At 42.0% G+C, this 26013-nt stretch carries 24 protein-coding genes, 1 tRNA gene and 1 rRNA gene; 11 read left to right on the top strand and 15 right to left on the bottom strand.

What is annotated here, in order from left to right; all coding sequences use genetic code 11:
* Positions 1-58: 58 nt before the first annotated feature.
* Positions 59-880, top strand: a complete 822-nt coding sequence (locus CTN07_RS16010; RefSeq protein ID WP_005301447.1) for a symmetrical bis(5'-nucleosyl)-tetraphosphatase — start codon at positions 59-61, stop codon at positions 878-880.
* Positions 881-986: 106 nt separating this feature from the next.
* On the opposite strand, the gene folA is transcribed toward CTN07_RS16010, so the two are convergent.
* From folA to rplU, 7 genes are all read right to left on the bottom strand, one after another.
* Positions 987-1469 carry a type 3 dihydrofolate reductase gene (gene folA / locus CTN07_RS16005; protein WP_036764465.1) on the bottom strand — a complete coding sequence of 161 codons (483 nt, stop codon included), beginning with the start codon at positions 1467-1469 and terminating at the stop codon, positions 987-989.
* A 25-nt stretch (positions 1470-1494) separates the two neighbouring features.
* Positions 1495-1971: a threonine/serine exporter family protein gene (locus CTN07_RS16000; protein WP_005301449.1), complete on the bottom strand. Its 477-nt coding sequence runs from the start codon at positions 1969-1971 to the stop codon at positions 1495-1497.
* Positions 1968-2756 (bottom strand): threonine/serine exporter family protein, encoded by a 789-nt coding sequence (locus CTN07_RS15995; protein ID WP_005301451.1) that lies wholly within the window; start codon positions 2754-2756, stop codon positions 1968-1970. The genes CTN07_RS16000 and CTN07_RS15995 overlap by 4 nt, the downstream gene beginning before the upstream one ends.
* Before the next feature lie 161 nt (positions 2757-2917).
* Positions 2918-4093 carry an Obg family GTPase CgtA gene (gene cgtA / locus CTN07_RS15990; protein WP_005301454.1) on the bottom strand — a complete coding sequence of 392 codons (1176 nt, stop codon included), beginning with the start codon at positions 4091-4093 and terminating at the stop codon, positions 2918-2920.
* An 89-nt stretch (positions 4094-4182) separates the two neighbouring features.
* The gene (locus tag CTN07_RS15985; protein ID WP_005301458.1) at positions 4183-5103 is read right to left on the bottom strand and encodes a DMT family transporter; all 921 of its coding nucleotides are present in this window, start codon (positions 5101-5103) and stop codon (positions 4183-4185) included.
* Between the two features lie 65 nt (positions 5104-5168).
* Positions 5169-5426, bottom strand: coding sequence for a 50S ribosomal protein L27 (gene rpmA / locus CTN07_RS15980; protein ID WP_005301460.1), 258 nt, complete (start codon positions 5424-5426; stop codon positions 5169-5171).
* An 18-nt stretch (positions 5427-5444) separates the two neighbouring features.
* Complete coding sequence (gene rplU, locus CTN07_RS15975; protein WP_005301462.1) at positions 5445-5756, bottom strand: 50S ribosomal protein L21; 312 nt, start codon at positions 5754-5756, stop codon at positions 5445-5447.
* Between the two features lie 278 nt (positions 5757-6034).
* Here rplU and ispB point away from each other — a divergent pair, with 278 nt between their 5' ends.
* On the top strand, positions 6035-7006 hold the full coding sequence (ispB, locus tag CTN07_RS15970; RefSeq protein WP_036764468.1) for an octaprenyl diphosphate synthase: 972 nt from the start codon (positions 6035-6037) through the stop codon (positions 7004-7006).
* A 100-nt stretch (positions 7007-7106) separates the two neighbouring features.
* Positions 7107-7298 carry a hypothetical protein gene (locus CTN07_RS15965; RefSeq protein ID WP_036764470.1) on the top strand — a complete coding sequence of 64 codons (192 nt, stop codon included), beginning with the start codon at positions 7107-7109 and terminating at the stop codon, positions 7296-7298.
* A 92-nt stretch (positions 7299-7390) separates the two neighbouring features.
* Here CTN07_RS15965 and mdh read toward each other — a convergent pair whose 3' ends face one another.
* Positions 7391-8329 carry a malate dehydrogenase gene (gene mdh / locus CTN07_RS15960; RefSeq protein WP_005301467.1) on the bottom strand — a complete coding sequence of 313 codons (939 nt, stop codon included), beginning with the start codon at positions 8327-8329 and terminating at the stop codon, positions 7391-7393.
* Between the two features lie 372 nt (positions 8330-8701).
* On the opposite strand from mdh, the gene argR reads away from it, so the two are divergent.
* From argR to CTN07_RS15945, 3 genes are all read left to right on the top strand, one after another.
* Entirely contained in the window at positions 8702-9172 is a 471-nt protein-coding gene (gene argR, locus CTN07_RS15955; protein WP_005301489.1) for a transcriptional regulator ArgR, read from the top strand.
* 181 nt (positions 9173-9353) lie between these two features.
* Positions 9354-10325: a TAXI family TRAP transporter solute-binding subunit gene (locus tag CTN07_RS15950; protein WP_005301491.1), complete on the top strand. Its 972-nt coding sequence runs from the start codon at positions 9354-9356 to the stop codon at positions 10323-10325.
* A 109-nt stretch (positions 10326-10434) separates the two neighbouring features.
* Positions 10435-13005, top strand: a complete 2571-nt coding sequence (locus CTN07_RS15945) for a TRAP transporter permease (protein WP_005301492.1) — start codon at positions 10435-10437, stop codon at positions 13003-13005.
* A gap of 93 nt (positions 13006-13098) precedes the next feature.
* Here CTN07_RS15945 and CTN07_RS15940 read toward each other — a convergent pair whose 3' ends face one another.
* Together CTN07_RS15940 and mpl are read right to left on the bottom strand one after the other, a co-directional pair.
* Positions 13099-13719, bottom strand: a complete 621-nt coding sequence (locus tag CTN07_RS15940; protein ID WP_005301494.1) for a flavin prenyltransferase UbiX — start codon at positions 13717-13719, stop codon at positions 13099-13101.
* A gap of 21 nt (positions 13720-13740) precedes the next feature.
* Positions 13741-15096, bottom strand: coding sequence for a UDP-N-acetylmuramate:L-alanyl-gamma-D-glutamyl-meso-diaminopimelate ligase (gene mpl / locus CTN07_RS15935; RefSeq protein ID WP_005301496.1), 1356 nt, complete (start codon positions 15094-15096; stop codon positions 13741-13743).
* A gap of 237 nt (positions 15097-15333) precedes the next feature.
* On the opposite strand from mpl, the gene fbp reads away from it, so the two are divergent.
* The 3 genes from fbp to CTN07_RS15920 all read left to right on the top strand — a co-directional run bounded on the left by fbp (position 15334) and on the right by CTN07_RS15920 (position 17401).
* Positions 15334-16344: a class 1 fructose-bisphosphatase gene (gene fbp, locus CTN07_RS15930; RefSeq protein ID WP_005301498.1), complete on the top strand. Its 1011-nt coding sequence runs from the start codon at positions 15334-15336 to the stop codon at positions 16342-16344.
* Between the two features lie 146 nt (positions 16345-16490).
* Entirely contained in the window at positions 16491-17021 is a 531-nt protein-coding gene (gene ppa, locus CTN07_RS15925) for an inorganic diphosphatase (RefSeq protein ID WP_036764472.1), read from the top strand.
* Positions 17021-17401, top strand: a complete 381-nt coding sequence (locus CTN07_RS15920; protein ID WP_036764474.1) for a rhodanese-like domain-containing protein — start codon at positions 17021-17023, stop codon at positions 17399-17401. The genes ppa and CTN07_RS15920 overlap by 1 nt, the downstream gene beginning before the upstream one ends.
* Positions 17402-17491: 90 nt before the next feature.
* Here the strand turns inward: CTN07_RS15920 and tamB are convergent, their stop codons facing one another.
* The 3 genes from tamB to CTN07_RS15905 form a co-directional block, all read right to left on the bottom strand.
* Complete coding sequence (gene tamB / locus CTN07_RS15915) at positions 17492-21244, bottom strand: autotransporter assembly complex protein TamB (RefSeq protein WP_005301506.1); 3753 nt, start codon at positions 21242-21244, stop codon at positions 17492-17494.
* Positions 21241-22962, bottom strand: coding sequence for an autotransporter assembly complex protein TamA (tamA, locus tag CTN07_RS15910; RefSeq protein WP_005301508.1), 1722 nt, complete (start codon positions 22960-22962; stop codon positions 21241-21243). Before tamA ends, tamB begins: the two co-directional genes overlap by 4 nt.
* Before the next feature lie 250 nt (positions 22963-23212).
* Entirely contained in the window at positions 23213-23428 is a 216-nt protein-coding gene (locus CTN07_RS15905) for a DUF1107 domain-containing protein (RefSeq protein WP_036764477.1), read from the bottom strand.
* A gap of 268 nt (positions 23429-23696) precedes the next feature.
* Here CTN07_RS15905 and CTN07_RS15900 point away from each other — a divergent pair, with 268 nt between their 5' ends.
* Positions 23697-24251 (top strand): YtfJ family protein, encoded by a 555-nt coding sequence (locus CTN07_RS15900; RefSeq protein ID WP_036765157.1) that lies wholly within the window; start codon positions 23697-23699, stop codon positions 24249-24251.
* Positions 24252-24357: 106 nt separating this feature from the next.
* A complete protein-coding gene (locus CTN07_RS15895) occupies positions 24358-25182 on the top strand; it encodes a TIGR03899 family protein (RefSeq protein ID WP_005301511.1) in 825 nt (274 codons plus the stop codon).
* Positions 25183-25592: 410 nt separating this feature from the next.
* On the opposite strand, the gene CTN07_RS15890 is transcribed toward CTN07_RS15895, so the two are convergent.
* Together CTN07_RS15890 and rrf are read right to left on the bottom strand one after the other, a co-directional pair.
* A tRNA-Asp gene (locus CTN07_RS15890) sits at positions 25593-25669 on the bottom strand.
* A 78-nt stretch (positions 25670-25747) separates the two neighbouring features.
* Positions 25748-25863: ribosomal RNA gene (gene rrf, locus CTN07_RS15885) — 5S ribosomal RNA — on the bottom strand.
* Positions 25864-26013 lie beyond the last annotated feature (150 nt).

The following is a 26013-nucleotide window of genomic DNA, read 5'->3' as shown; positions in this document are numbered from 1 at the left end:
TCGTATCCACCTCTTTGCCCCACACCTTCAGAGGCACAATCAGATAAGTGAGTGTTTAATGGCAACTTATATCGTTGGAGATATCCAGGGCTGTTTTGATGATTTAGAAAAACTGCTGCAGCAAGTTCAGTTTGATGCAAACACTGATGAGCTATGGTTAGCAGGAGATCTGGTCGCTCGCGGGCCAAAATCATTACAAACATTACGTTTTATTAAAGCACTTGGCAACGCAGCTACCATCGTTTTAGGTAACCATGACCTCCATCTTCTGGCGGTTGCAAATGGAATAGCAAAAGCAAAATCCAAAGATAAAATTCACGACATTTTTACCGCACCAGATGGCGAAGAACTGCTTAACTGGCTTCGCATGCAGCCTATTTTAGCTGAACATCCTCAGCATAATTTTGTTATGGTTCATGCTGGAATTACGCCACAGTGGTCACTAGAGCAAGCTCGTACTCAGGCCCGTCATGTAGAATCGGTTCTACAATCAGATCGTTATTTATGGCTATTGACCAATATGTATGGCGATGGTCCTAACTTATGGCAAGATAATTTAACTGAGCTAGAGCAGCTGCGTTTTACCATCAATAACTTTACTCGAATGCGTTTTTGCTACCCCGATGGTCGTTTAGATATGGCTTGTAAGGAAGGCCCTGACTCTCAATCCGTTACCGAGCTTAAACCTTGGTTTGACATTCCTCGCTTAACGCCAATGGAGAAAACCATTCTATTTGGTCACTGGGCTGCACTGATGGGGCATCAAGATGAATATTGTATTGGGCTTGATACTGGGTGTGTATGGGGTAATAGCCTTACTATGATGCGCTGGGAAGACAAAGCTTTTTTCTCTACTCCTTGCCCTATCTACAGCCACTAATTAGCTGTTTTGCGATAATAATCGTTATAGAAATATAGGCTTCACTTTTCTTAGTAAGAGAAGTAAAGCCTATATTTATTTAAGAAAATAGCGGTACAAGAAACAGTTAAGATCGCTGTAAAATAACAAACTCCATATCATAAGCATTATTCTCATCAGCGGTATAATGTTCACTATAGGTCTTGAGCCACCCTTCGCCCCAATTAGGGAAACGAGTATCACCTTCAAGCTGAGCTTCAATAAAAGTTAAATATAGGCAATCAGCTTGCGCCAAGTAATGCTCATAAATCGATCCACCACCAATGATCATTAGCTCTTCTACCTCTCCAGCAACCATTTTCGCATGTTCAAGAGAGTTAACAACCGTTACCCCCTCAATCGTTAGTTGAGGATCTCGACTGATCACAATGTTTAATCGCCCTGGTAATGGACGACCAATAGATTGATAGGTTTTTCGTCCCATCACTATCGGCTTACCTAATGTCGACTGTTTAAACCACGCAAAGTCAGCAGGAAGATGCCAAGGCATTGCATTATCTTTTCCGATCACTCGGTCTTTTGCCATGGCGGCAATCATACTGATTTTCATATATTTTCTCATGATGACTTTTGAGTTATACCACTGGACGACGACGGTAAAATAACAGCCCTGGCATCGCAAGACCGATTGCTAACGCCGCAATGATAAAGATGGCTTTTAGTACATTTTCAACCATCAATCCCCATAACTCAAGCGAGAAGCCTCTATGGTTTATTTCAACAACGGCAATCATAGCTTTAAATGCAAAAACACCAGGGACCATAGGGATCATCGCAGCGACTGTGAATACTTTTGGGTGAGCTAAAAAACGATGAGACCAATGTACGCCAATCATACCAACTAAGGTTGCAGCTGCTAACGTTGCCCACTCAATAGGAACACCCCAGTGCATCAGTAGAAAACGACAACCATGCCCTAAAGCTCCACCAATGGCACAATATTTCAGTGCTTTGGGAGGAACATTAAAAACCAACGCAAAACCAACCGCCGGGATCATGGCAAAGAACATATCATTGGCAAGAGCCAGCAATAGTGTCAGCATATCATTCATAACCATCCCCATACATCGAGTACATTCATAGCAGCAACGATTCCCATACAAGTGGATAAGGTTAATAACGTCGCCATTGCCCAACGAGCAATTCCCATATTGACATAACCTTTCACCATATCAGCGATTGAATTAATCAAAGGAAAGCCAGGTACTAACATTAAGACTGATGATGCCATCGCAATAAAAGGTGTATCCCCCACTTGGTAAACCTGACCAAAGCCTGAGATTAGCGTGGTGACAAAAGCGGTAATACCAAAGTTAATAAGAGGGTTAAATTGGCAATGTGCTATCTCTTGACGAACAAACATTCCAATACTTGAAGCGAAAAACGTTAACCAAAAAACAGGCCAATCGCCCCCTGCTAAACGACTAAATGAAGCGCAAGAAAGACCGATCATAAACACCACTAAATAGCGGTTATAACGTGTTGCTTTAAGATGCTCTAAACGGTGATGAACTTCTTTAACACTAATCAGTCCCCGCTCAGCCAGAATACAGATCCGCTGAATTTCGGTAACAACCTGCATATTTATGCCACCATCTTGGCAACGTCTCGTTGTGGTAATACAGCGTCCTTGATAGCGCGTTGTGATCACCATGGAGCTGGCTGATAACGAGACCTCAACGGTATCGACTCCTAAAGCCAACCCTATCCGTCTTGTGACATCGGCAATCAAAGTACTTTCCGCGCCGTGTTGCAGCAATTTTTGTCCGGCAGTAACGGCAAGATGCGATATTTCTCGCTGCTCAGGCTCAGACAAACATCCCTCATGATCAGGCATAGTTGGGGCAATCTCCTTTTGTTCCAAATCATTATAAAACTCACATTACCTTAATCATGGTGTGAGCACGCGCAAATATTATCGAATAATTTTTCAACATTCTGCTTGATTAGACACAAAAAAACCGCTCACAAGGAGCGGTTTTCATAATTTATATTGGATTATGGCTTGTAGATGATTTCAACATCGTAATCATCTTCATTCCAATCTTCCCAATCGTCGTCGTCATCATCGTCATCTTTCTGGTGACGCTTAACTTGTTCTGCATGGTAATCATCCCACTTGAACTCGACTTTCTCTTGCTTCTCTTCTTCGATCTCAATTTCACGAGGAAGTTGCTCAATGAACTCCATCAAGTCATAACACAGCTCTTGAGTACCTAAACGGTTAAGCGCTGAAATGCGGTAGTATTTATCTTCCCATGCCAAAGCATCTAAGATCTCTTGGATCTTTTCATTTGCTTCATCTTCAGGCATTAGATCAACTTTATTAAATACTAACCAACGAGGCTTACCTGTTAGTTTTTCACTGTATTGCTCAAGTTCATTGATTATTGTGAAAGTATTTTCCACAGGATCAGAACCGTCAGCAGGTAGCAGATCAATCATGTGTAGTAATACACGACAACGCTCAAGGTGCTTCAAGAAACGAATACCAAGACCAGCACCATCTGCGGCACCTTCGATCAATCCTGGAATATCTGCAACCACGAAGCTACGATCCGCACCAGCACGAACCACACCTAAGCTTGGAACTAATGTGGTAAATGGATAGTCTGCAACTTTAGGCTTCGCTGCCGATACTGCGCGAATAAACGTAGACTTACCAGCGTTTGGCAAACCAAGCATACCCACATCAGCAAGCAGTAGAAGCTCAAGGCGAAGATGACGAATCTCACCCTTTGTACCCATGGTCTTTTGACGAGGAGCACGGTTTACTGATGATTTAAAACGAGTATTACCAAGACCGTGGAAACCACCCTTAGCAACCATAAGTTTCATACCATGCTCAGTAAGATCAGCGATCACCTCGCCTGTCTCTTCGTCTACCGCACGAGTACCAACAGGAACTGATAGAATGATGTCTTCACCACGCTTACCAGTACAGTTACCGCCACGACCGTTTTCACCACGCTCAGCAGCATAGAAACGCTGGAAACGGTAATCGATCAGAGTATTTAAGTTCTCATCAGCAACAAGGTATACGTCGCCGCCGTCACCGCCATCGCCACCATCAGGGCCACCTTTTGGCACATATTTTTCACGACGGAAACTCACTACACCGTTACCGCCGTCACCAGCGTCAACTCGAATTACCGCTTCATCTACAAATTTCATCTTATTCTCCGCACTTGGGCGTTTACTGTACGAGTAAGATCTTAGATCCTCAAAGATCTTACCGTATTAACCATTGTAATCGACCTTTGCTATCTCTGCTGTCGAATAAGCTTATGACCAATAGCGCAGAACATAGCACCACTGACGACAACCATAGCACCTAAATAACCCCAGCTATTTAGAGCGACTGGCGCAACAAATTTTGGCCATACCAAACTAGCAAGGTCTACAAATAATATCGTAAATAGAGGGGCAAGTGTAATCACTGCACTTACCTGAGCTGCTTGCCAACGTGCTAGCGCTTCGGCAAAAGCACCATAGCCAACCAGCGTATTAATACAACAGAACATCAACATGCCCAGTTGTCGTGAGTCCATCAGCAATAACTGCTTTGGCTCAGCAAAGGGCGTTAATAATAACGCACAAATGCCATATACCATAAATAGTATCTGCGCTGAGCTAAAATCTCGTAACAAGCGCTTCTGGGTTAGGCCATATACAACCCATACCAAAGCCGCTGTCACTGCCAGTATCACGCCAAGAGTATAGCCTGATAAGCTGGTAAATAGCTCAACTAATCGCTCATTGAAAAATAACAATAAGCCTGAAAATAAGCAGATCACACCAATGATTTGATGACGACCTAAGGTTTCTTTAAACAGCCACACACTACTTAATAATAGTATCACTGGAGCAAGCTGAATAATGACCTGAACAACCGGAGGACTCAGATATTGTAAGGCACTGTTGAATAAAACAAAGTTGCCTGCCAACCCTAAACTGGCTAATAAAAGGAAACCAAAACGAGGGAAGTTTAGGGATGATTTTGCGGGTAACTGCTTGCGCCATAATAACCAAATACCTAAGCCAATAAACGCGGTTATAAAGCGATACCAAACAATAGTAAACGGTGACATAACTTCAACAGCTTGCTTCATCGCTATGGGCAATGCGCCCCAAAACACTGCTGTTGTTAACGCTAATAATGCTCCAATAACGGGACCCGACATAAACCCTCCAAATATAAAAAGCCCCGCCAAATGGCAGGGCTTTAGAACTCGTGTCGAGACTGATATTACTCAGCTTCGATTGATACGAATTTACGGTTTTTAGGACCTTTAACTTCAAACTTCACTTTACCGTCAGATAGAGCGAATAGAGTGTGGTCTTTACCTAGGCCAACGTTTGTGCCAGCGTGGAATTTAGTACCACGTTGACGAACGATGATGTTACCTGCAAGAACAGATTCGCCACCGAAACGCTTAACACCTAGACGTTTGCTTTCTGAATCACGACCGTTACGTGTAGAACCGCCAGCTTTTTTGTGTGCCATCTTTAAACTCTCCTATTATTAAGCGCTGATGCCAGTAATTTTGACTTCAGTGAACCACTGACGGTGGCCCATTTGCTTACGAGAATGCTTACGACGACGGAACTTAACGATTTTAACTTTATCGCCACGACCGTGCGTTACAACTTCAGCAGTTACTTTACCGCCAGCAACAAATGGTGCACCCACTGTTACTTCTTCACCGTTAGCTACTAGAAGAACTGAATCGAATTCTACAGTTGAACCAGTTTCTGCTTCTAGTTTTTCTAGACGAAGGGTTTGACCTTCGCTAACACGGTGTTGTTTACCACCACTTTGGAAAACAGCGTACATGTCTTACTCCGCTTTTCCGCATAGGCCATTCGCCGCTTAATTTTTGGGCAATGGGTATGCGCTTAATCTTGTCATCAATAGGGTGCGGATGTTACGTGAAAATCGTCTTTCTGGCAAGAGATTCAGTAAAGAAAATTGGTGAAAAGTCGCCCACGGAAAAAAGAGTTAAAAATACAATAACTAGGGGTTATGAGAATTTGTCCATTTTGGTGTAATATCAGCTAACTTAATTAAAAAACTTTCCGCCTATCGCGGCCAACAAATTTGCTGGATGTATAATGGATTTTAAAGCGATCCAAGCGCTCACTGCCAACGACATGGCGGCTGTAGACGCAAAGATACAAGCGCAACTTAACTCAGATGTTGCCCTAATTAACCAACTCGGTTTTTACATTGTAAGTGGCGGAGGTAAACGCCTACGTCCAATGCTTGCAGTTTTAGCTGCTCGTGCACTCGATTATCAAGGTGAAGATCACACCACAGCAGCAGCATTTATCGAGTTTATTCATACTGCAACTTTGCTGCACGATGATGTTGTCGATGAATCAGATATGCGTCGTGGAAAAGCAACGGCCAATGCTGCTTTTGGTAATGCCGCCAGTGTGCTTGTCGGTGACTACATTTATACCCGCTCTTTCCAAATGATGACGAGCCTAAGATCCTTGAAGATCCTCGATATCATGAGTGCGGCTACCAATGTGATCGCAGAAGGTGAAGTACAGCAATTAATGAACTGTAACGATCCTGATACGACGGAAGAGAGCTATATGGAAGTCATTTACTCCAAAACAGCTCGCCTATTTGAAGCAGCAACACAAGTCGCAGCAATTATTGCAAAAGCTTCACCTGAAGTTGAAACTGCATTTCAAGACTACGGCCGTTACTTAGGTACCGCCTTCCAGTTGATTGATGATGTTTTAGATTACGTCGCCGATGGTAAAGAAATGGGTAAGAATGTTGGTGATGACCTGGCTGAAGGCAAACCCACTCTTCCTCTCCTTTACGCTATGCGCCACGGTAATCCACAACAAGCCGCTATGATTCGAGAAGCCATCGAACAAGCTAACGGAATGGATAAGCTAGATGAGATCTTGACCTGCATGCGTGAAACAGGGGCGCTAGAATATACTCAACAGCGTGCTGAACAAGAAGCTGATAAAGCAATTGCAGCTTTAGATATCTTACCTGAGTCAGCACACAAACAAGCGCTTATCGCACTGGCCCATCTTTCTGTGCAGCGTAATAAGTAATCACATAACTAAATACAGTAAAGCCGATGGGTATGGGTACCTATCGGCTTTTATTTTATCTCAAAGCATCCTCTTCTATACTCAAAGAAAGGAGGCCACAATGAATATTCATCAAATTAAGATCGGCATGTGGATCGAGTTCCCCCATGGTATCGGCAAAGTTGTCGCCATTGATCATCTCTCTGACTCAGTGATCATTGAAAATCCCAATGATCAACAAACCTTTCAATTATCTTGTGATGATTTACACGATCAACCTCAATTACATAGTGGGTGTGATCAATACTATTAAGATCCTCTTTTGCCACCGTAATACTCTTAACGAAAAAAAAGCCCCACGATACATTCTCGTTGGGGCTTTCTGTATATGGGAGCGCGCGTTAATTATTTCGCAGCGAACTCTTCGCCAATAGCAATATCACCACGCAATGTGTCTAACATGCTCTCTAGCGCTTGTTGTTCAAACGCGCTTAAAGTGCCGTAGTCCATCACCTCTTCAATACCGTCTTTACCAAGTAGAACAGGTTGTGCGAAGAAACGTGCATGCTCACCATTGCCTTCAACATAAGCACATTCAACCACACCGTGCTCACCTTGCAGAGCACGCACTAAAGCAAGACCAAAACGACAAGCCGCTTGACCCATAGAAAGTGTTGCAGAACCACCGCCCGCTTTAGCTTCAACAACTTCGGTACCCGCATTTTGAATACGAGGTGTCAGCGCTTGCACTTCTTCTTCAGTAAACTCAACACCTTCAACTTGCGATAATAAAGGCAAAATGGTTACACCAGAGTGACCACCAATTACTGGTACACGGATATCACATGGTGCTTTGCCTTTTAGTTCAGCAACAAACGTTTCAGAACGAATCACATCCAGTGTTGTAATCCCAAATAATTTACGCTTATCGTACACACCTGCTTTCTTTAATACTTCTGCAGCAATAGCAACTGTCGTATTAACAGGGTTTGTGATAATCCCAACACAAGCATTTGGACAAACCACAGCAATTTTCTCAGCCAGTGATTTAACAATACCTGCGTTAACATTAAATAGATCCGAACGATCCATCCCCGGCTTACGGGCAACACCTGCAGAGATAAGAACCACGTCAGCACCTTCTAATGCAGGTGTTGGATCCTCACCGGCATAACCTTTAATGGATACTGGCGTAGGGATATGGCTTAGATCTGCTGCCACACCAGGCGTTACTGGTGCAATATCATATAAAGCAAGATCAGAGCCTGCTGGTAGGCGATTTTTTAGTAGTAGAGCTAGTGCTTGTCCAATACCACCAGCAGCACCAATAACAGCCACTTTCATATTCGTTCTCCTTTCCGATAGAAGTATTTTTTCAGACCTAAAAATCAAATATAACAACTGACAAAAACGGTATAGCAAGGCTTAAATAAATACAATCTATAGCGATCAGCTTTGCGAAGTCACGCATAATCCGAATAAAAATGCGAAAATAAACAACTTAATAGCACTACTTCCTATATGGTTTTGGTATAGCTAGAAAGCATATTTTGCATAAATTTTGCTATACTATTTCACTCTTTTGGTCTATACCACCTAGTATCTAATCCTAATCATAAGGGTGATAGACATACCAATTTGCATGAACTTCGTTTGCTTGCAGCTAGAAGTCTATGCAAAAATACGGTATCTCATCCTGATATATAAGAATTACTTATGCGAAATTCAGATAAACAAGAACGCCTAGTTCGTGCTTTTAAAGCTATTCTAAAAGAAGAAAAATTCAGCTCTCAGGGCGAAATTGTCGACGCGTTAAAAGCTCAAGGATTTGACAATATTAACCAGTCTAAAGTATCGCGCATGCTAACTAAGTTTGGTGCGGTACGTACACGCAACGCTAAAATGGAAATGGTGTACTGCCTTCCTATTGAGCTTGGTGTTCCAACAACAACAAGCCCGCTAAAAGAGCTTGTGATGGAAGTGGGCTACAACTCAGCTTTAGTTGTTATTCATACTGGTCCTGGTGCGGCTCAAGTTATCGCGCGTTTACTTGACTCATTAGGCAAAGCTGAGGGTATTCTTGGTGTTGTTGCTGGTGATGATACGATTTTCATTACTCCAACTAATTCAACAACAACAGAAGAACTGTACGATTCTGTTTGTGAGCTATTTGAATACGCACACTAACTGCTTTGTAGAGGAGGAAACCACTCCTCCTTTACCCTTCCTTTTACTCCCTTTCTAATTTCCAATTTGTTAACCTTTTTTTAACTTTTAAGGTTTTTTTGCTATTATTCTGTCCATAAGATCAATTGCGATCTCATACGCTATTTCACATGGAAACGAACCATAATAGGAAGGGACAACAATGGCATTAAAAACACTTATCTCCAGTAGCGCGATTGCTGCAACCCTGTTATTGGCCGGTCAAGCCAGTGCGCAAGAGTTTATTACCATAGGTACCGGTTCAGTAACGGGTGTCTATTACCCAACAGGCGGTGCAATCTGCAAACTCGTTAATAAAGATCGAAAAGATCACAATATCCGTTGTTCTGTTGAATCAACGGGGGGATCCATCTATAACATAAATACCCTACGCAGTGGTGAGTTAGATTTTGGAGTGGTTCAGTCAGATTGGCAATATCATGGCTATAACGGTAGTAGTAAGTTTAAAGAACAAGGCCCATATCCAAAACTTCGTGCAGTTTTCTCCATCCATACCGAACCCTTTAACATTATCGCCCGTGCTGATTCTGGCATTAAAACCCTTGCAGATCTTAAAGGGAAACGGGTCAATATAGGTAATCCAGGCTCAGGAGATCGCGCTACTATGGGCGTTGTTATGGATGCCCTTGGCTGGACTGAAAAGGATTTTAAATTAGCTTCTGAGCTAAAAGGTTCTGAGCGTTCGCAAGCCCTGTGCGACAATAAAATTGATGCCTTTATTTACATGGTTGGTCACCCAAATGGGTCGATTAAAGAAGCCACTACATCGTGTAATGCAAAATTGATCCCAGTTACTGGTGAGGCGATCGAAAAGATCATTGCTGATAATCCATATTATACGGCAACAGAAGTTCCGGGCAATATGTACCAAGGAAATGATGATGTAGAAAGCTTTGGTGTGGCTGCAACTCTCGTGACCAGCACCGATGTCTCTGATGATGCAGTTTATGCTTTAACCAAAGCCGTGTTTGAAAATTTTGATACATTCAAACGACTCCATCCTGCCTTTGCCCATTTAAAACCTCAAGATATGGTAAAAAACGGTATCTCTATTCCACTACACCCAGGCGCAATTCGCTATTACAAAGAAGCGGGACTACTTCCTAAAGAATAATAAGCCCAAGCGCATACTTGAAAGTGTGCGCTTACTTTTTATCTCGTAGATCTTGTTATAAGCCATAGGATATTGGCTTACTTTCTGCTGCCATCATAAGGATGTTTTGATGAAGACAGAGAAAAATCATACAGCACAACATGTTGAAGACTTAGTCGCTCAGTCCGATACTGGAGCCCGTACCCCGTCTGGGTTAGCGGGAAAAATATTACTTTCTATTGCTCTTTGCTGGTCTCTATTTCAACTTTGGTATGCCTCACCTCTTCCCTTTATTTTTAATGTCGGCATTTTTAATGATACTCAAGCCCGAGCAATCCATCTAAGCTTTGCCATGTTCTTAGCCTTTACGGCTTATCCTGCATTTAAGCACTCAGCACGAGATCAAATCCCACTACTCGACTGGCTATTTGCTTTTGCAGGAAGTTTTTCTGCATGCTACCTATTTATTTTCTATCAACAATTAGCGGAGCGATCTGGAGCGCCAACGACACCTGATATCTATATCGCTTGTACTGGAATGATCTTATTACTTGAAGCCACTCGTCGTACTTTAGGTCCACCTTTAATGGTCGTTGCAGCCATCTTTTTAACTTATACCTTTGCCGGTCCTCACATGCCCGATGTCATTGCACATAAAGGGGCGAGCTTAAACAAAGCCATGTCTCATCTTTGGCTCACCACAGAAGGGGTCTATGGTGTTGCATTAGGAGTCTCAACCTCATTTGTTTTCTTGTTTGTGTTATTCGGAGCTATGTTAGAAAAAGCGGGAGCTGGAGCCTATTTTATTAAACTTGCGTTCTCTCTCTTAGGGCATATGAAAGGAGGCCCCGCCAAGGCCGCTGTTGTCGCATCTGGCCTCTCAGGGTTAGTTTCTGGCTCATCAATTGCCAATGTGGTTACAACGGGAACCTTTACTATTCCCTTGATGAAACGAGTCGGTTTTCCCGGCACTAAGGCAGGAGCTGTCGAAGTAGCAGCCTCAACCAACGGTCAATTGACCCCCCCTATTATGGGAGCAGCTGCTTTTTTAATGGTGGAATATGTTGGTATTTCTTATGTCGAAGTGATTAAAGCGGCGATCTTACCTGCTGCTATTTCCTATATCGCACTGCTGTACATCGTCCACTTAGAAGCCTGTAAAGCCAATATGTCAGGGTTACCTCGCAAACATCAGCCCAGTATGGCTCAAAAGCTGCTCTCTTTTATTTTCACTATTTTACTCTTTCTCGTAATAAGTGCCGCAGTCTACTACGGTATTGGCTGGACAAAAACAGTATTTGGCGTCTTAGCAACCCCGATGATTACTATCGCCTTACTCATTGCTTATGTGCTGCTCATCAAACTGGCCGCCTGCTATCAAGATCATTTATTAGAAGATCCCAACCAAGAGCTGACCTATGTCCCCGATCCTTTACCAACACTAAAATCCGGGCTTTACTTTTTATTGCCTATTGTTGTTTTAGTTTGGTGTCTCACGGTTGAACGCTTCTCACCTGGCTTATCTGCGTTTTGGGCAACCGTCTTTATGATCTTTATTTTACTAACGCAAAGACCACTATTGGCTCTCTTTACTCAAGAACAAACGCTTTCTCAAGCATTCGCACAAGGAGGTCAAGATCTCATTGCTAGCCTGATATCAGGGGCTCGCAATATGATAGGGATAGGTGTAGCCACAGCGGCAGCAGGAATCATTGTTGGCGTAGTGACATTAACGGGAATTGGTCTGGTTATGACTGATTTTGTTGAGTTTATCTCTGGTGGCAATATCTTATTAATGTTGATATTTACCGCAGTGATCAGTTTAATTTTAGGTATGGGACTGCCAACAACAGCTAACTATATTGTCGTTTCAACATTAATGGCTCCCGTGATCGTAACCCTAGGAGCACAACACGGTTTGATCATTCCGTTGATCGCAGTGCACCTGTTTGTGTTCTATTTTGGTATTTTAGCCGATGATACCCCTCCGGTTGGTTTGGCCGCCTTTGCCGCAGCAGCAATTGCCAAATCAGACCCAATAAAAACCGGTATCCAAGGCTTTACCTATGATATCCGTACTGCGATTTTGCCATTTATGTTTATCTTTAATACTCAGCTGTTATTGCTCAATATCGATTCTTGGTGGCATCTTTTACTTACCGTTATTTCTGCAATCTTAGCCATGCTTACGTTCTCAGTCGCCACTCAAGGGTGGTGGTTAACGAAAACAAAATGGTGGGAAGTTATCGCCCTACTGGTGATTACTTTTTCACTTTTTAGGCCTGGATTTTGGTGGGATCAAATCTATCCAGCAAAAAACATTTTACCTGGGAAAAATATTGAGCAAGTCGTTGCAAATCTACCGATAGGCTCACCAATAGAACTGCAAGTCACAGGTATCAATCTCGAAGGAAAAGAAGTCAGTAAACATGTCTTATTACCCTTTGATGATAAAGCAGAAACAGCGCAACAACGAATTCAATCGACCGGATTAAATCTGCGCCAAGAAGAGAACACAATCTGGGTTGATATGGTCGATTTTGCAAGTCCGGCCGAAGCGGTAGGAATTGATTTTGATTGGCAGATTCAATCGATAAGTGTACCAAATCCAAGGCCAATGAAAGAGTGGGTATTTATTCCGGTGCTCTTTATTCTAAGTTTATTGGCTTGGAATCATCGACGTCGAGCTCTTACTATTTAAAGCACCATAATATGGGTAAGAGTATTTGTTAACTGATATAAAAATGGCCCGTTATCGATAATATAACAGGCCATTTTTTATTAGGATGAGAGACTAGGATTGACGATTATCATATCCCCAGCGAGGTACTAACTTTTGCTCAATCTGTAAGTGATCGAGAATTCTTGCCACCATAAAATCAATTAAATCCTCAATCGATTGTGGCTGATGGTAAAACCCCGGTGCGGCGGGCATTATTGTGACGCCCATTTGCGATAGTTTAAGCATATTTTCAAGATGTAACGTTGAAAATGGAGTCTCTCGCACCACCAGCAGTAATTGCCCGCGCTCTTTTAGTACAACATCCGCAGCACGCTCTAACAAATTGTCAGACATGCCATGAGCTATTGCAGCCACACACCCAGCAGAACATGGACATACCACCATCTGTTTGGGAGCGGCAGATCCAGAAGCGACCGGCGAGAACCAATCGTCTTTACCACATACATGAAGAAAATGAGCCTCACAAGCGAGATGCTCCACTAATTGGGATTTCGCAATTTCAGGATTGGCAGACAGCTTTAAACCATGTTCGGTTGCCAGCACAACGCGAGCAGCCGATGAGATCAATAAATAGACTTCAAACTCAGCGGCCAACAGTGATTGCAATAACCGTAGACCATAAGGGGCACCAGAGGCTCCGGTCCAGGCTAAAGTAATGCGCTTATCTCTCATGGTTTATCCTTAGCTTCGTGACTATTGTCCTAGTTTAGCCAATAACTTATCGTGAATACCACCAAATCCGCCATTACTCATTACTAAGATAGTATCGCCCTCTTTCGCATGAGCACAGATCTCCGCCACTAAGCCATCAAGATCATCATTTGTAAAAGCAGGCTGTGAACACTGATTAGCAATATCGCTAACTGACCATGGAATATTATTTGGCTGGAACAAAAAGACTTCATCTGCTGCCTGCAGCGATGGTGCAAGATCATCTTTATGAACACCCAACTTCATGGTGTTAGAACGAGGCTCAAGCACAGCCAGAATGCGAGCATCAGCTCCTACTTTAGCTCGAAGGCCACCTAACGTTAACTCAATAGCTGTTGGATGATGGGCGAAATCGTCATAGACCTTCACTCCATTCACTTCGCCTTTTAATTCCAAGCGGCGTTTAGTGTTAATAAAATTACCCAAAGCTTCACATGCAAGATCTGGGGTCACACCAACATGTCGAGCAGCAGCTATCGCCATTAAAGCATTATTGACATTGTGATCGCCAACCAAAGGCCAATTCACTACGCCAACCTTTTCCCCATCAAGCAAAACAGAAAATTGACTGCCATCAGCCATAAGCTTTTCAGCCTGCCAATGGCCATCACCACCTATGTATTCCAACTCACTCCAACATCCCATTTCAAGCGTTTCATCTATTGCGGCAACGCCATGAGGAGCAAGGATACGACCATTACCCGGAACCGTTCGTACCAGATGGTGAAATTGGCGCTGAATCGATTTGAGATCATCAAAAATATCAGCATGATCAAACTCAAGGTTATTCATGATCAGAGTTCGAGGGTGGTAATGAACAAACTTAGAACGCTTATCAAAGAAAGCACTGTCATACTCATCCGCTTCGACCACAAAAAACATGCTCTCGCCTAAACGCGCCGAAACACCAAAGTTCCCCAATACACCACCGACTAAAAAGCCTGGGTTATAGCCACAATCTTCTAAGATCCACGCGAGCATACTTGCTGTGGTTGTTTTACCGTGCGTACCCGAAACAGCCATCACCCAGCGGTCATGCAATAAAAACTCTTGTAGCCACTGCGGGCCAGAAGTGTAGCGAAGATTATGATTTAGGACGTATTCAACACATGGGTTGCCACGGCTCATCGCATTACCAATCACAACAAGATCGGGGGCTGGATCCAGTTGACTAGGATCGTAGCCTTGAATAATCTCGATCCCTTGCGATTCCAATAAAGTACTCATCGGTGGATACACATTCGCATCACAGCCCGTTACCTTATGGCCGAGTTGACGAGCAAGAATGGCAGCGCCACCCATAAACGTACCGCAAATACCTAAAATATGGATATGCATATCTGCTATCTCCCTCACAAATCTTGGCATTTTTCACGCTTTTGCGTTACTTCGTTACCATAAAAAAGATCTTTTCATACAATTTGTTATATCTCCAGCGGATAACAATAATGCAGTAAAAGCATGGCTGGAAATACGAGAACATCAAACTGTGAAAACTCAGTGTATCAAAATAAAGTCTATCCTTATTGTACCTGAGATTTCTCCCTTAATGACAATAGGATGCAAGGATTATCTATGTCTGACATTCGAACGCTTGGCGAATTCATTGTTGAAAAACAAAATGATTTTCCCCACGCCAGCGGTGAACTCTCCTCCTTACTAGGCTCAATTAAACTAGCAGCAAAGATCGTTAACCGCGAAATTAATAAAGCCGGTCTTGTTGATATCACAGGAGCCGTGGGTGCTGAAAATATACAAGGAGAGCAGCAACAAAAACTCGATGTCTATGCCAATGACAAATTTAAAGCGGCACTAGAAGCACGAGATCAAGTGTGTGGTGTTGCAAGTGAAGAAGAAGATGAAGCAGTTGCGTTTAACAAAGAGCTTAATCGTAATGCGAAATACGTGGTATTGATGGATCCGTTAGATGGCTCATCTAATATTGATGTTAATGTCTCTGTTGGCACCATCTTCTCTATTTACCGCCGAGTCTCTCCTATTGGCACCCCACCAACCCAAGAAGACTTCCTTCAACCGGGTCATCAACAAGTTGCGGCAGGATATGTCATCTACGGTTCTTCCACAATGTTGGTCTATACCACAGGAAATGGTGTTCATGGTTTTACCTATGACCCATCTTTGGGCGTATTTTGTCTCTCTCATGAAAATATGCAAATTCCAGTTAATGGCACCATTTACTCCATTAACGAAGGTAACTACATCCGTTTTCCGCAAGGCATTAAACAGTACATTAAGTTCTGCCAAGAGAATACACCCGAACATAATCGCCCTTATACCTCTCGCTATATCGGCTCTCTCGTCGCAGACTTTCATCGCAACCTATTAAAAGGGGGGATTTATCTCTACCCAAGTACCTTGACTCATCCTAACGGCAAATTGCGATTACTGTATGAGTGCAATCCGATGGCATTTATTGTTGAACAAGCAGGGGGATGTGCATCAGATGGTATCAATCGTATATTAGATCTGAAACCACAAGAACTTCACCAACGTGTACCATTTTTTGTTGGCTCTAAAAATATGGTTAAACAGGTGGAAGACTATCTAGAACGCTATTGCGAATAAAACAAAAAGTCACGCATATTGATACCCAAGAAATTTCAAACCAAGTTTGGAGTGACTTGGGTATCTCCGTTAAGAGTGCTGATATTTTGTTCAACTGTGTTTATAATTCGTAGTAACAATTTATTAACTCACAGTAAGGAAAGCCAATGAGTTTGAACCACGTCCCAGCTGGACTATCACTGCCCGATGATATTTACGTCATTATTGAAATCCCAGCCAATGCCGATCCTATCAAGTATGAAGTCGATAAAGACAGCGGAGCGCTATTTGTTGACCGATTTATGTCTGCCCCGATGTTTTATCCATGTAATTACGGCTATATCAATCACACTTTATCTTTAGATGGCGATCCGGTTGATGTATTAGTCCCAACCCCATATCCACTGCAACCAGGCTCTGTAATACGATGCCGCCCAGTCGGTGTTCTAAAAATGACAGATGAATCCGGTGAAGATGCCAAAGTCATTGCCGTTCCTCATCATAAAGTCAGTAAAGAGTACGAGCACATTCAAGATATTGGTGACTTGCCAGCCCTACTAAAAGCACAAATCACTCAGTTTTTTGAACGCTACAAAGAGCTTGAAGTTGGGAAGTGGGTTAAGGTCGATGGTTGGGCTGATGCTACTGCCGCTAAAGCCGAAATTGAAACCTCTTTTCAGCGCGCTGAGAAAAAATAATGTATAGAACTACTACCTCTAGTTTCCACTTAAAAACAATGGGAATCCTTTTCTGTGGCTTATTTAGTAGCCAAAATTTATCCGCAAAAGAGGTTACCCCTGCTGAATTTTGGCAATTAGAGCAAACACCTAATACAGTCATTGTTGATGTGCGCTCTCCGGCTGAATTTAAGCAAGGGCATTTCCCTTCAGCTATGAATATTCCTTTTGATCAAATCGCTCAACTTGAAGCTCAAGTGAAAGAAAAAGATCGTCCAATTCTACTCTATTGCCGTTCTGGCCAACGAGCTCGTATTGCCGAACAACAACTTAATGCCTTAGGTTATCCAAACACCTTTAATGGCATGAGCTATCAGCAACTGTTACAAGCAAAACCATAACCGATTTAAATTAGGTTAAAATTAGTTTCAATAAATAAAAAAAGAGCGCCTGGCTTTTCACCACACGCTCTTTTTACTGCCTAGTTTAGCTTAGTTAAATTCAAATTGGTACAGTAAATCTACTGCACTATCAAGCCCAGAAACAGCCTCAACATAGAGGTCCTTCATTAGACGATAGCGCACGGTAAATTCACCGATTGAGTTAAAGATACCAACACCATATTTAACCTGTAAACCAGGTGCAATATAACCACTGATTTGAACCTGAGAATCGTCGCCAGAACCTGCCGTTGATAAACTAAGATCTTTTACCCCAACAGCTTCGCCAATGTCACCGACTAACTGACCACTTTGAGCTAGGCCCATACCGATCAGCGCAGTTGTCATCGCATTACCGTTATCAGCATCTTCGCTATCTAAATTACGACCAGTTAAGATGTACGATAAAGCATTTTGCTGTGGCATCGCAGGATCTGAGAAAATCTCAACCTTAGGTGCATCTGCTGAACCAGTTACACGCACACCAGCAATCACATCATCTTCAATATTGTCAGGATCCCGAATCGCTTCAAAAGCAAGATATGGCTGATCAGCTGGCCCGTTAAAGATAATCTGACCTTTACGGATTTGCAGTTCTTGACCAAGAGCACGATAGAACGAACCATCAGTGATATTGATCTCACCGTAAATCATCGGTCCTTTACCTTCTTGGCGAACATTTAGATCACCTGTAAGTCCTGCATTTAAACCAAAGGCTTTAAGCTTCATATCATCGCCAATCTTCACCATCACATTGGTACGAATATCAAATGGTGTAGATACTTGCTCTTTTACCGGTTTCAGATCGTTATTTAATAACACCTGATCTTTAGAAACTGATACCGCAGACTTAGGCAATTGATTGACTCGAATACGACCCCAAGGAATTTCCACATTACCGGTAATATCGGCGCCTTTAGGATTCGCTGTAATGCTCAATTCAGGAGAGACTTTCAACGAAACCATAGGAGGTACGCTTACTTGAAGTTCACTACCTTTTACATGAAGCTCAGATTTCCAAGCTGCCATGTTTTGCCAGTCACCCATACCTCGCAATAACAACTTACCGTCTGGAGTGAAAATATCACCAGAGAGCTGGGCATTGTAACCATTAAAATCAATTGTAATTTCAGCGTCTTTAATATCAAGCGGAACTTTACGTCCAGTCGCTTGTAATTTATCAACGCTCAATTGACCATTAACTGCAGGGTGTAAAATAGGGCCCGTCACTCGTAGATCAGCATTTACTGCCCCATCGAACTTATGATAGTCCTTAATCACAGGCTCTAAGAAGGCCAGCATAAAGCGATCGAGTTTTACTTGTGCATTGATCTGCTGATTACCTTGCAGATTCGTAATACGAGCTTGACCACTTAAATCACCATTATCTTTTATTGCAAATAACCAATTCGCATTTAAGACATCATTTTTCATATCAGCATTAAGCGTCACTTTATCCCAAGCAAAGGTTAATGGGCGCTCATCAGGTGAAAAACGTTGATTAACAGAACCTTCAGGTAAAAGCACTTGAGCATTGACCACAGGTGCTTGATTTGGAGCCCAAGAAGCCGATGCCGTTGCTCCAACACCACCTTTCAATTCGATACCATCAGGAAGATATGGCTTCAACATCTCAAAGTTAATGTTCTTAATTGCTAAATCTGCTTTACCCGATTTACCTGCGGTTAGGTTTTGAGTTAGGCAAATACTAGCTTGACCTTGTTGCCAACAATGGGCTTCAACATTCGCCATCGCTGTTTTTAAGTTATAACCTAAACGCGTTGGATGATTGAGTACCCAATTACCAACAGGGGTTTTGATATTGCCTTTAGATAGCATCCCCTGCCATCCAGTCTCACGATTTAATTGACCTTCAAGAGCGAGGTTGGCACTTACTGGCTCAGCATCAAGGTTAAGCGTTAGAGTATGCTGCTTCTCACTGCCATTAAATAGCACCTTAAGGTCTTTTAACGACATAGTGTCATATTTGCCATTCGCAGCAGTAATGCTTAAATCACCTTGTAATTCAGGCATCGGTTTAATCTGACCTTTAATTGCAAAAGATTGTAGGCTTGCCATCTTCTGCCAACCTAAACCATTACCCTCTAGGTCGATCATCACATTGGGTTCTGCCATCTTGCCAGTTAGCTTAACATCACCCATTACTCGGCCGCGTAATCCAGCAAGAGAACGGGAAAGATCAGGCGCATTCACTTGTGCGATCATGTTCCAGTCTTTACCTAAACTGCCTTTTGCTGTTAATCCATTAATACCGTGTTTCAAGGTTAAGCCATCGGTAACAACATTAAGATCACCTTTACCTGACAGATCTTCTGCATTTGCAGAGCCCGCTAAGGTAAACGGTTGTTTCATGATGTTACCGTGAATATCTAATAGTGGTAATTTAGCAAACCATCCACCTTTAGCAGTAAGCCCACCAGATGTCTCTAACTTACCACTGATATTACCGTCAGCTTCTGGCCACTGTTTGCCAGGTTGAATACTGTCAAGAGCGATTGCACCTTGCCATTTTACCGTATTTTTCCAGCTGGCTTTCGCATTACCAGAAACAACACCACCAAGCGTTTTAATCGTCAAAGCACTTAAATCAACCTGATTAAGATCGCCTTTACCATTTAGGTCCACATTAACCGTAGGAATAGTCGTACCATTAACATCTGTTTTGGCACTGAAACTGAACCCTTTTAAGCTACCTTTCGCCTTAATGTTGGTTTTATTAACGTTGTACTCTGCTTTCGTATCAATAGGCCACTGAATGTGATTACTCGATACTTTGACATCAAACGGTAAGTTAGGATCCAACGGTGATAATTGACCTTTCACTAACGCATCGAGCTTACCTTTCAAATTGGCATCAAGTGATAATTTCGCTAATGAACCCGATGCTTTTACGCTCAGTTTATGCCCCTGGAGCGGTTTCATGGCAACTTTAGCATTGGCATCTAACTCAAGGGGATAATCACCGGTTAATGTCACATCCGCTTTTGCATTCACACTTGCTTGGGGTGCAATTAATTCCAGCTTACTGATATTAATATTACTTTTTTCAGCTTTTGCTATCAGTTCAAGCAAGCTCACTTTATGCGGTGTTTCACCATGTAGCTCAAAGTTTTTAACGGTAAATCGCTCAACATCAAACGACATCGGCAACACAACATCTGGCAATACAATCGGTTCAGCTTTAGTTGGAGCACTGCTCTTTGCTTTAGATGAACTTTTTGTTTGAGGCTTAGCTGGCGCTAGTGTTAAATCAATATCTTGCCAATCTGTTGGTTTAAGTGTCACCTTGCTACCAGCCAATTCAGCTGCTGTTGTGAAACTTTTCCATCCAACCTTATTACCCAAAATATCAAGTTTAATGTCATTAAGATGGACATTTTCAATATGAATCGGTAAAGGCATTGATATTTCAGTGACAGGCTCTGAAGGTTGCTCAGGTTCAGTCGATGGTGGAGGTAACTCAGGCATCGCAAAAGTTACCCCGTCAACTCCGAGCTCTTTAACACAAATTTCGGGAGTTAACAGGCAGCCATCGTCTAAATTCAATGAGATCTTTTTGGCCAATAACGACATGTTCCCATCATCGTATTGAACATTATTCAAGATCAAGCCATCAAAGAAGCCGCCATCACTACTTTCAATCTTTAGCGCAGGCAGTGCCTTTTGAGCCCCCCATAGCGCAACTTTTACCCCTGCAGGAGTAAACAGCAAGGTTGCTAGCGTTATTACTAAAACCAGCAATATTGCCAGCACAGCAAGAGATATACGTTTTACCCAGATCATAATTCAGGACCTAATGAGAAGTGGAGCTGGAACTTATCTTTTTCTTTATCTAGACCCCAGGCAAAATCAAGGGTGACAGGACCAACAGGAGATGCCCAGCGAACGCCAACACCAGCACCGCTCACCCAATCAGGACTATCATTCCATGCCGAACCATAGTCGTAGAAAATAGCTCCCCACCAATCGCCATAGACACGGTATTGATATTCAAGTGATGATGTTGCCATGTACTTACCACCAAGCAACTTACCCGCAGAGTCGCGAGGACCCACTGATTCATAACCGTAACCACGAATACTATTATCACCACCTGCAAAGAAGCGCATAGATGGTGGTACGGTTGCTAAATGATCAGTAAAGACCGCTCCAGCATCTAACCGGAATAAGCCTCGTTGATTCTCACTAAGAGAGCGAATCCATGCTGTTTGACCACGCAAACGAGCGAGACGATTATCAGAACCCAGTGCCGGATCGGTCACTTCAACTGAGAACATTTGACGATCACCCCACGTTGGCATCGCACCACCACGAGTTCGAGTTCTTGAATAAGTCAGACCAGGAATAAGCATATGAGCAACGCCACTTTCAAATTCACCTTGCTTATAGTCTTCATACAACCAACGTAAAGAAGCGACACGTTTCCAGCCAGACTCTAGTTTCCAATGACGCTCTAAACCAGCACTGTACTCTGTACTACGAGTATCATGGTTATCAACATAACGAATACCACCAATCACTTGATAATAATTATTTAGAACATCATCAAGCGGGATCTTATAAGCCGCCTCAATTTTAGGCTGTACTTTCGAGAACTCACTTTTAACAGTAAGGCTATGACCTTTACTGTTGATCCACGGTTTTTTCCAGTTCAGCTTAAAGTTGTATCCCACATCGGTAGAGTAACCCATACCAACTTCAACCTTATTACGAACAGCAGGAGACAGAGCTACATGAATTGGGATTTCATCACCTTTACGCTCATTAACATCACCACCAACAAAGATCGATGAAAACCACCCTACACTAGATAGTCGTTCATTAAACAACCCTAACTTAGAGGCAAGATAAGGCTCATTCTCTTGATATGGAATTAATGAATCTAAACGATCTTGATCAATCTGGCTGCCTTGGAAAAGAGTTTGACCAAAGTTGTAACGCTTACCAGAATCAAAGTGAATGATGATAAAAGCTTCTGCTCGACTTGGAGCAACTTCCATAACACTTTTCGTCATCTCGGCATCAAAGTAGCCTTTTTTCAACGCTAAACTTGATAGAGATGATTTAAATGCTTCGTAATTGCCATGATTGAGTTGATCGCCAATACTTAGGCCACTATTTCTGATCAAAGCAAGAAAGTCAGGGTCATTTGCTGCTGCACCTGTAATTTCAATATCACTTTTCGCAATATGAGTCGCAGTTCCGGCATCAACCGTAATGGTAATATCAATTTCATCACCATCAGGCTTTGCTCGATAATCAATAGATGGTTGGTAATACCCCAGAGCTTGAAGAGCTTGCTTTACTTCATCTTCAACCTGCTCTTGAAAACGTAAGGTGGCACTATAATCTTCCTTTGGAATACCTGACAGATATGCTTCAACATTACTTTCTAACTTACCGTCTAGGCCTTTGATCTTCAAAGATGAAGAGGCATGAGCAGCGGTAGAAAAAGCTAAAGCAAATGCAGTCAAGCTAAGCGGCTTGAAAAACTTTTTCATGTCCAATGAGCTTCTTATTATGGAATGGTGGATTTTTATTTAGGATCTTGTGCATTTTGACAAAGTACAACTACGCTGCCAATAAGTTGGCGCTGAAAAAATTTGAATATGCCTACCAAGCTCTCACTAACACACATATTCAACATTTATCAAAATAATACATACCCACAAAGATATAGATTAGAACAACTATAGAGATAGGGAGAAACTACAATAAATAAATGAGAGTAGTCTCTAGAAGATCGTTTAATTATACAAGAGCCAAATCAACGGCTAACGCATCAATATGACGGTTCACTTCAGAAAGTGTATTTAGCGCCTGTATATTATGGTGTTCCGCTGGAAGTAAGCGCCCCTTATCAAATTCAAAAGCTCCTACGCCCCAAATAAAAACTCGACCTCTGAAATATTTTTTCACATGACGAGCAACTTGAATCGGCCTATATTGCTTAAAAATTCGTAACATTATTGCCTCCAGACTTGATGTAAGGTTAAGACAATCAACGAGCGACTTGGTTTCGACTCTTCATCAAAGAACTAGCAAATTTCTTGCCAGTCAACTTTCTCTAAATCTAAAAAATCAAGTATTCTTAAGATGTTAACTATTCATTTGCGAAACTATATCAATATTAATTGGTCAAAGTGTCAACAAAAAGCAATTATAGATAACAGCGATTTATCTCCCAGTGATTTTTTAACATCTGGATATATAAAAACATATGGAAATTAATATGATGAACAAGAAGCCCCTAGCCCTTTTATTTTTTACTTTACTCTCAAGCTCTGTAAGTGCTCACAATTTAAAATTGGGTGAATCACTTCCACAAGTAAAAGTACAAGATAAAGGTGAAATCGTCCTAAATAAAAAAGACGATATTTATTATCAGTCATGGAGCACACAAAAACTTGCAGGAAAGGTTCACATTATTCAAGCTATTGCAGGAAGAAGCTCAGCTAAAGAGATGAATGCCTCTGTAGTCAGTGCAATTACCCAAGCTAAATTCCCAGCAGATAAGTATCAAACTATCACTATTATTAACCAAGATGACTCCATTTGGGGCACAGGAAGCTTAGTAAAATCATCGGCAGAAGATAGCAAAAAAGAATTCCCCTGGTCATCTCTAGTGCTAGATGCTAAAGGAAAAGTACAACAAAGCTGGCAATTAGAAAAAGATAATTCAGCCATTATTGTTATCGATAAAGCCGGTAAAATATTATTTGCTCAAGAAGGTAAATTATCACCACAACAAGTCACTAAAGTAATTGAGCTAACTAAAGCAAATCTGTAACCAAGATCTCAGAGGTAGCCAAATCATCTGGCTGCCTCTATGATTTTTTGGACAAAAGATTAAGATCCCAAACGGTTCATTACTCTAAGCTGACAGTAATTAAAATATGGCTAACTTACCATTTGCTCGAACTTCCTCGTCTCTCATTTCAAGTAAACAGCGTATCGAGCGCCTAGCAAAACAAAATTATATAGCTGAATTAATCAATAGTTCTGAGCTGTCTTTAATTGAACGTTTAGAGCATCGAGAACGATACCTAGCGCAAAGTAAACAAAATAACTTAGAGCAAATCATAAAGCTTGCTCACAGCTATGCAGGTGAAGAAAACTCACGGGAACTTGATATCGATTGGTGGCATCATTACTTACAGCTAGCACAAGATATTTATAGCCCGCAAATGCAAAAAGTATGGGCAAAAGCTTTAATCCAAGAAACATTGAATCCTCATAGCATCAGTCTAAAAGCATTACAAACCTTGGCGCAATTAACTCACTATGAGCTTGCTATATTTAAAAAAGCCCTCAACACATGCTGGCAACTAGGAAACCAAGACAACAACAGTAAACTGTTAAGCCAAATAGTAATCACTAATAAAAGACTTTTTTCAAACCAGTATCTAGAAATTGATTTGTTGCCCAACACACTTACAGTATCTATGTTAATGATTTTGATGGAAGCTGGGTTATTACTTAAAACAGAACTATCAACTAAGGCCATTGCTAAAAATAGTGCATTAACATTATCGAAAGGTCAGCATACTTATCAACTAGTGAGTCTAAAAACAAAAAGTACATTCAGTTATTATCGACTTAGTATTATCGGACAAGAGCTCGAACACCTTTTAGGTGACCATGATAATTCAGGCTACCGCAAAAATATTATTGATACTTTAAGCCGACACTTTCAAATCGAATCCGATAAGCACATATAATAATCATCTAGGTAAACATATCTTAATCAGATACCTATTACCCAACTCAGTTTTTACTCAAATGTAGAAAAGCCCAAGTCTTTCGACTCGGGCTTAGTATTATTTGATAAATTACTATAACGAAAAAAGCAAACCAACTGAACTACCACTCAACTTTTATCTATTTTTATTTATAAAGCATATAATGAAAAAAAGCCTGACTCTTTCGAATCAGGCTTTCTCTAAACAAATGGCGGAGCGGACGGGACTGCTATACCGAACATCAGCGCGCCCCCGGGGTGACAGGCCGGCTTGCTCTTAAACAAAAAGCAAACCAACTGAACTACCGCTCAGCTTTTTATATATTTTTATTTCTAAAACGTATAATGAAAAAAAGCCTGATTCTTTCGAATCAGGCTTTTCTAAATAAGTGGCGGAGCGGACGGGACTCGAACCCGCGACCCCCGGCGTGACAGGCCGGTATTCTAACCAACTGAACTACCGCTCCACTTAAACTACCGTATGTTCAGTACGGTAATTATTTTTGCCTTTAGATTTTTTAAAAATCTAAAAACAAGAAATGGGTGCTTGGCGATGTCCTACTCTCACATGGGGAGACCCCACACTACCATCGGCGCTGCTGCGTTTCACTTCTGAGTTCGGCATGGATTCAGGTGGGACCACAGCGCTAAGGTCGCCAAGCAAATTCGTTTATTTCAAGCAACGCTTGAAATAGCAATCTGGGAAAGTTAACTAGTTCTCAAACTTACATTCAAGTGTTTGTGGAGTCCGATAAAACCCCTTGGGTGTTGTATGGTTAAGCCTCACGGGCAATTAGTACAGGTTAGCTCA

It is taken from the genome of Photobacterium damselae (assembly GCF_003026815.1).
Taxonomy (GTDB): domain Bacteria; phylum Pseudomonadota; class Gammaproteobacteria; order Enterobacterales; family Vibrionaceae; genus Photobacterium; species Photobacterium damselae.
This window is presented reverse-complemented; position numbering and strand designations above follow the sequence as displayed.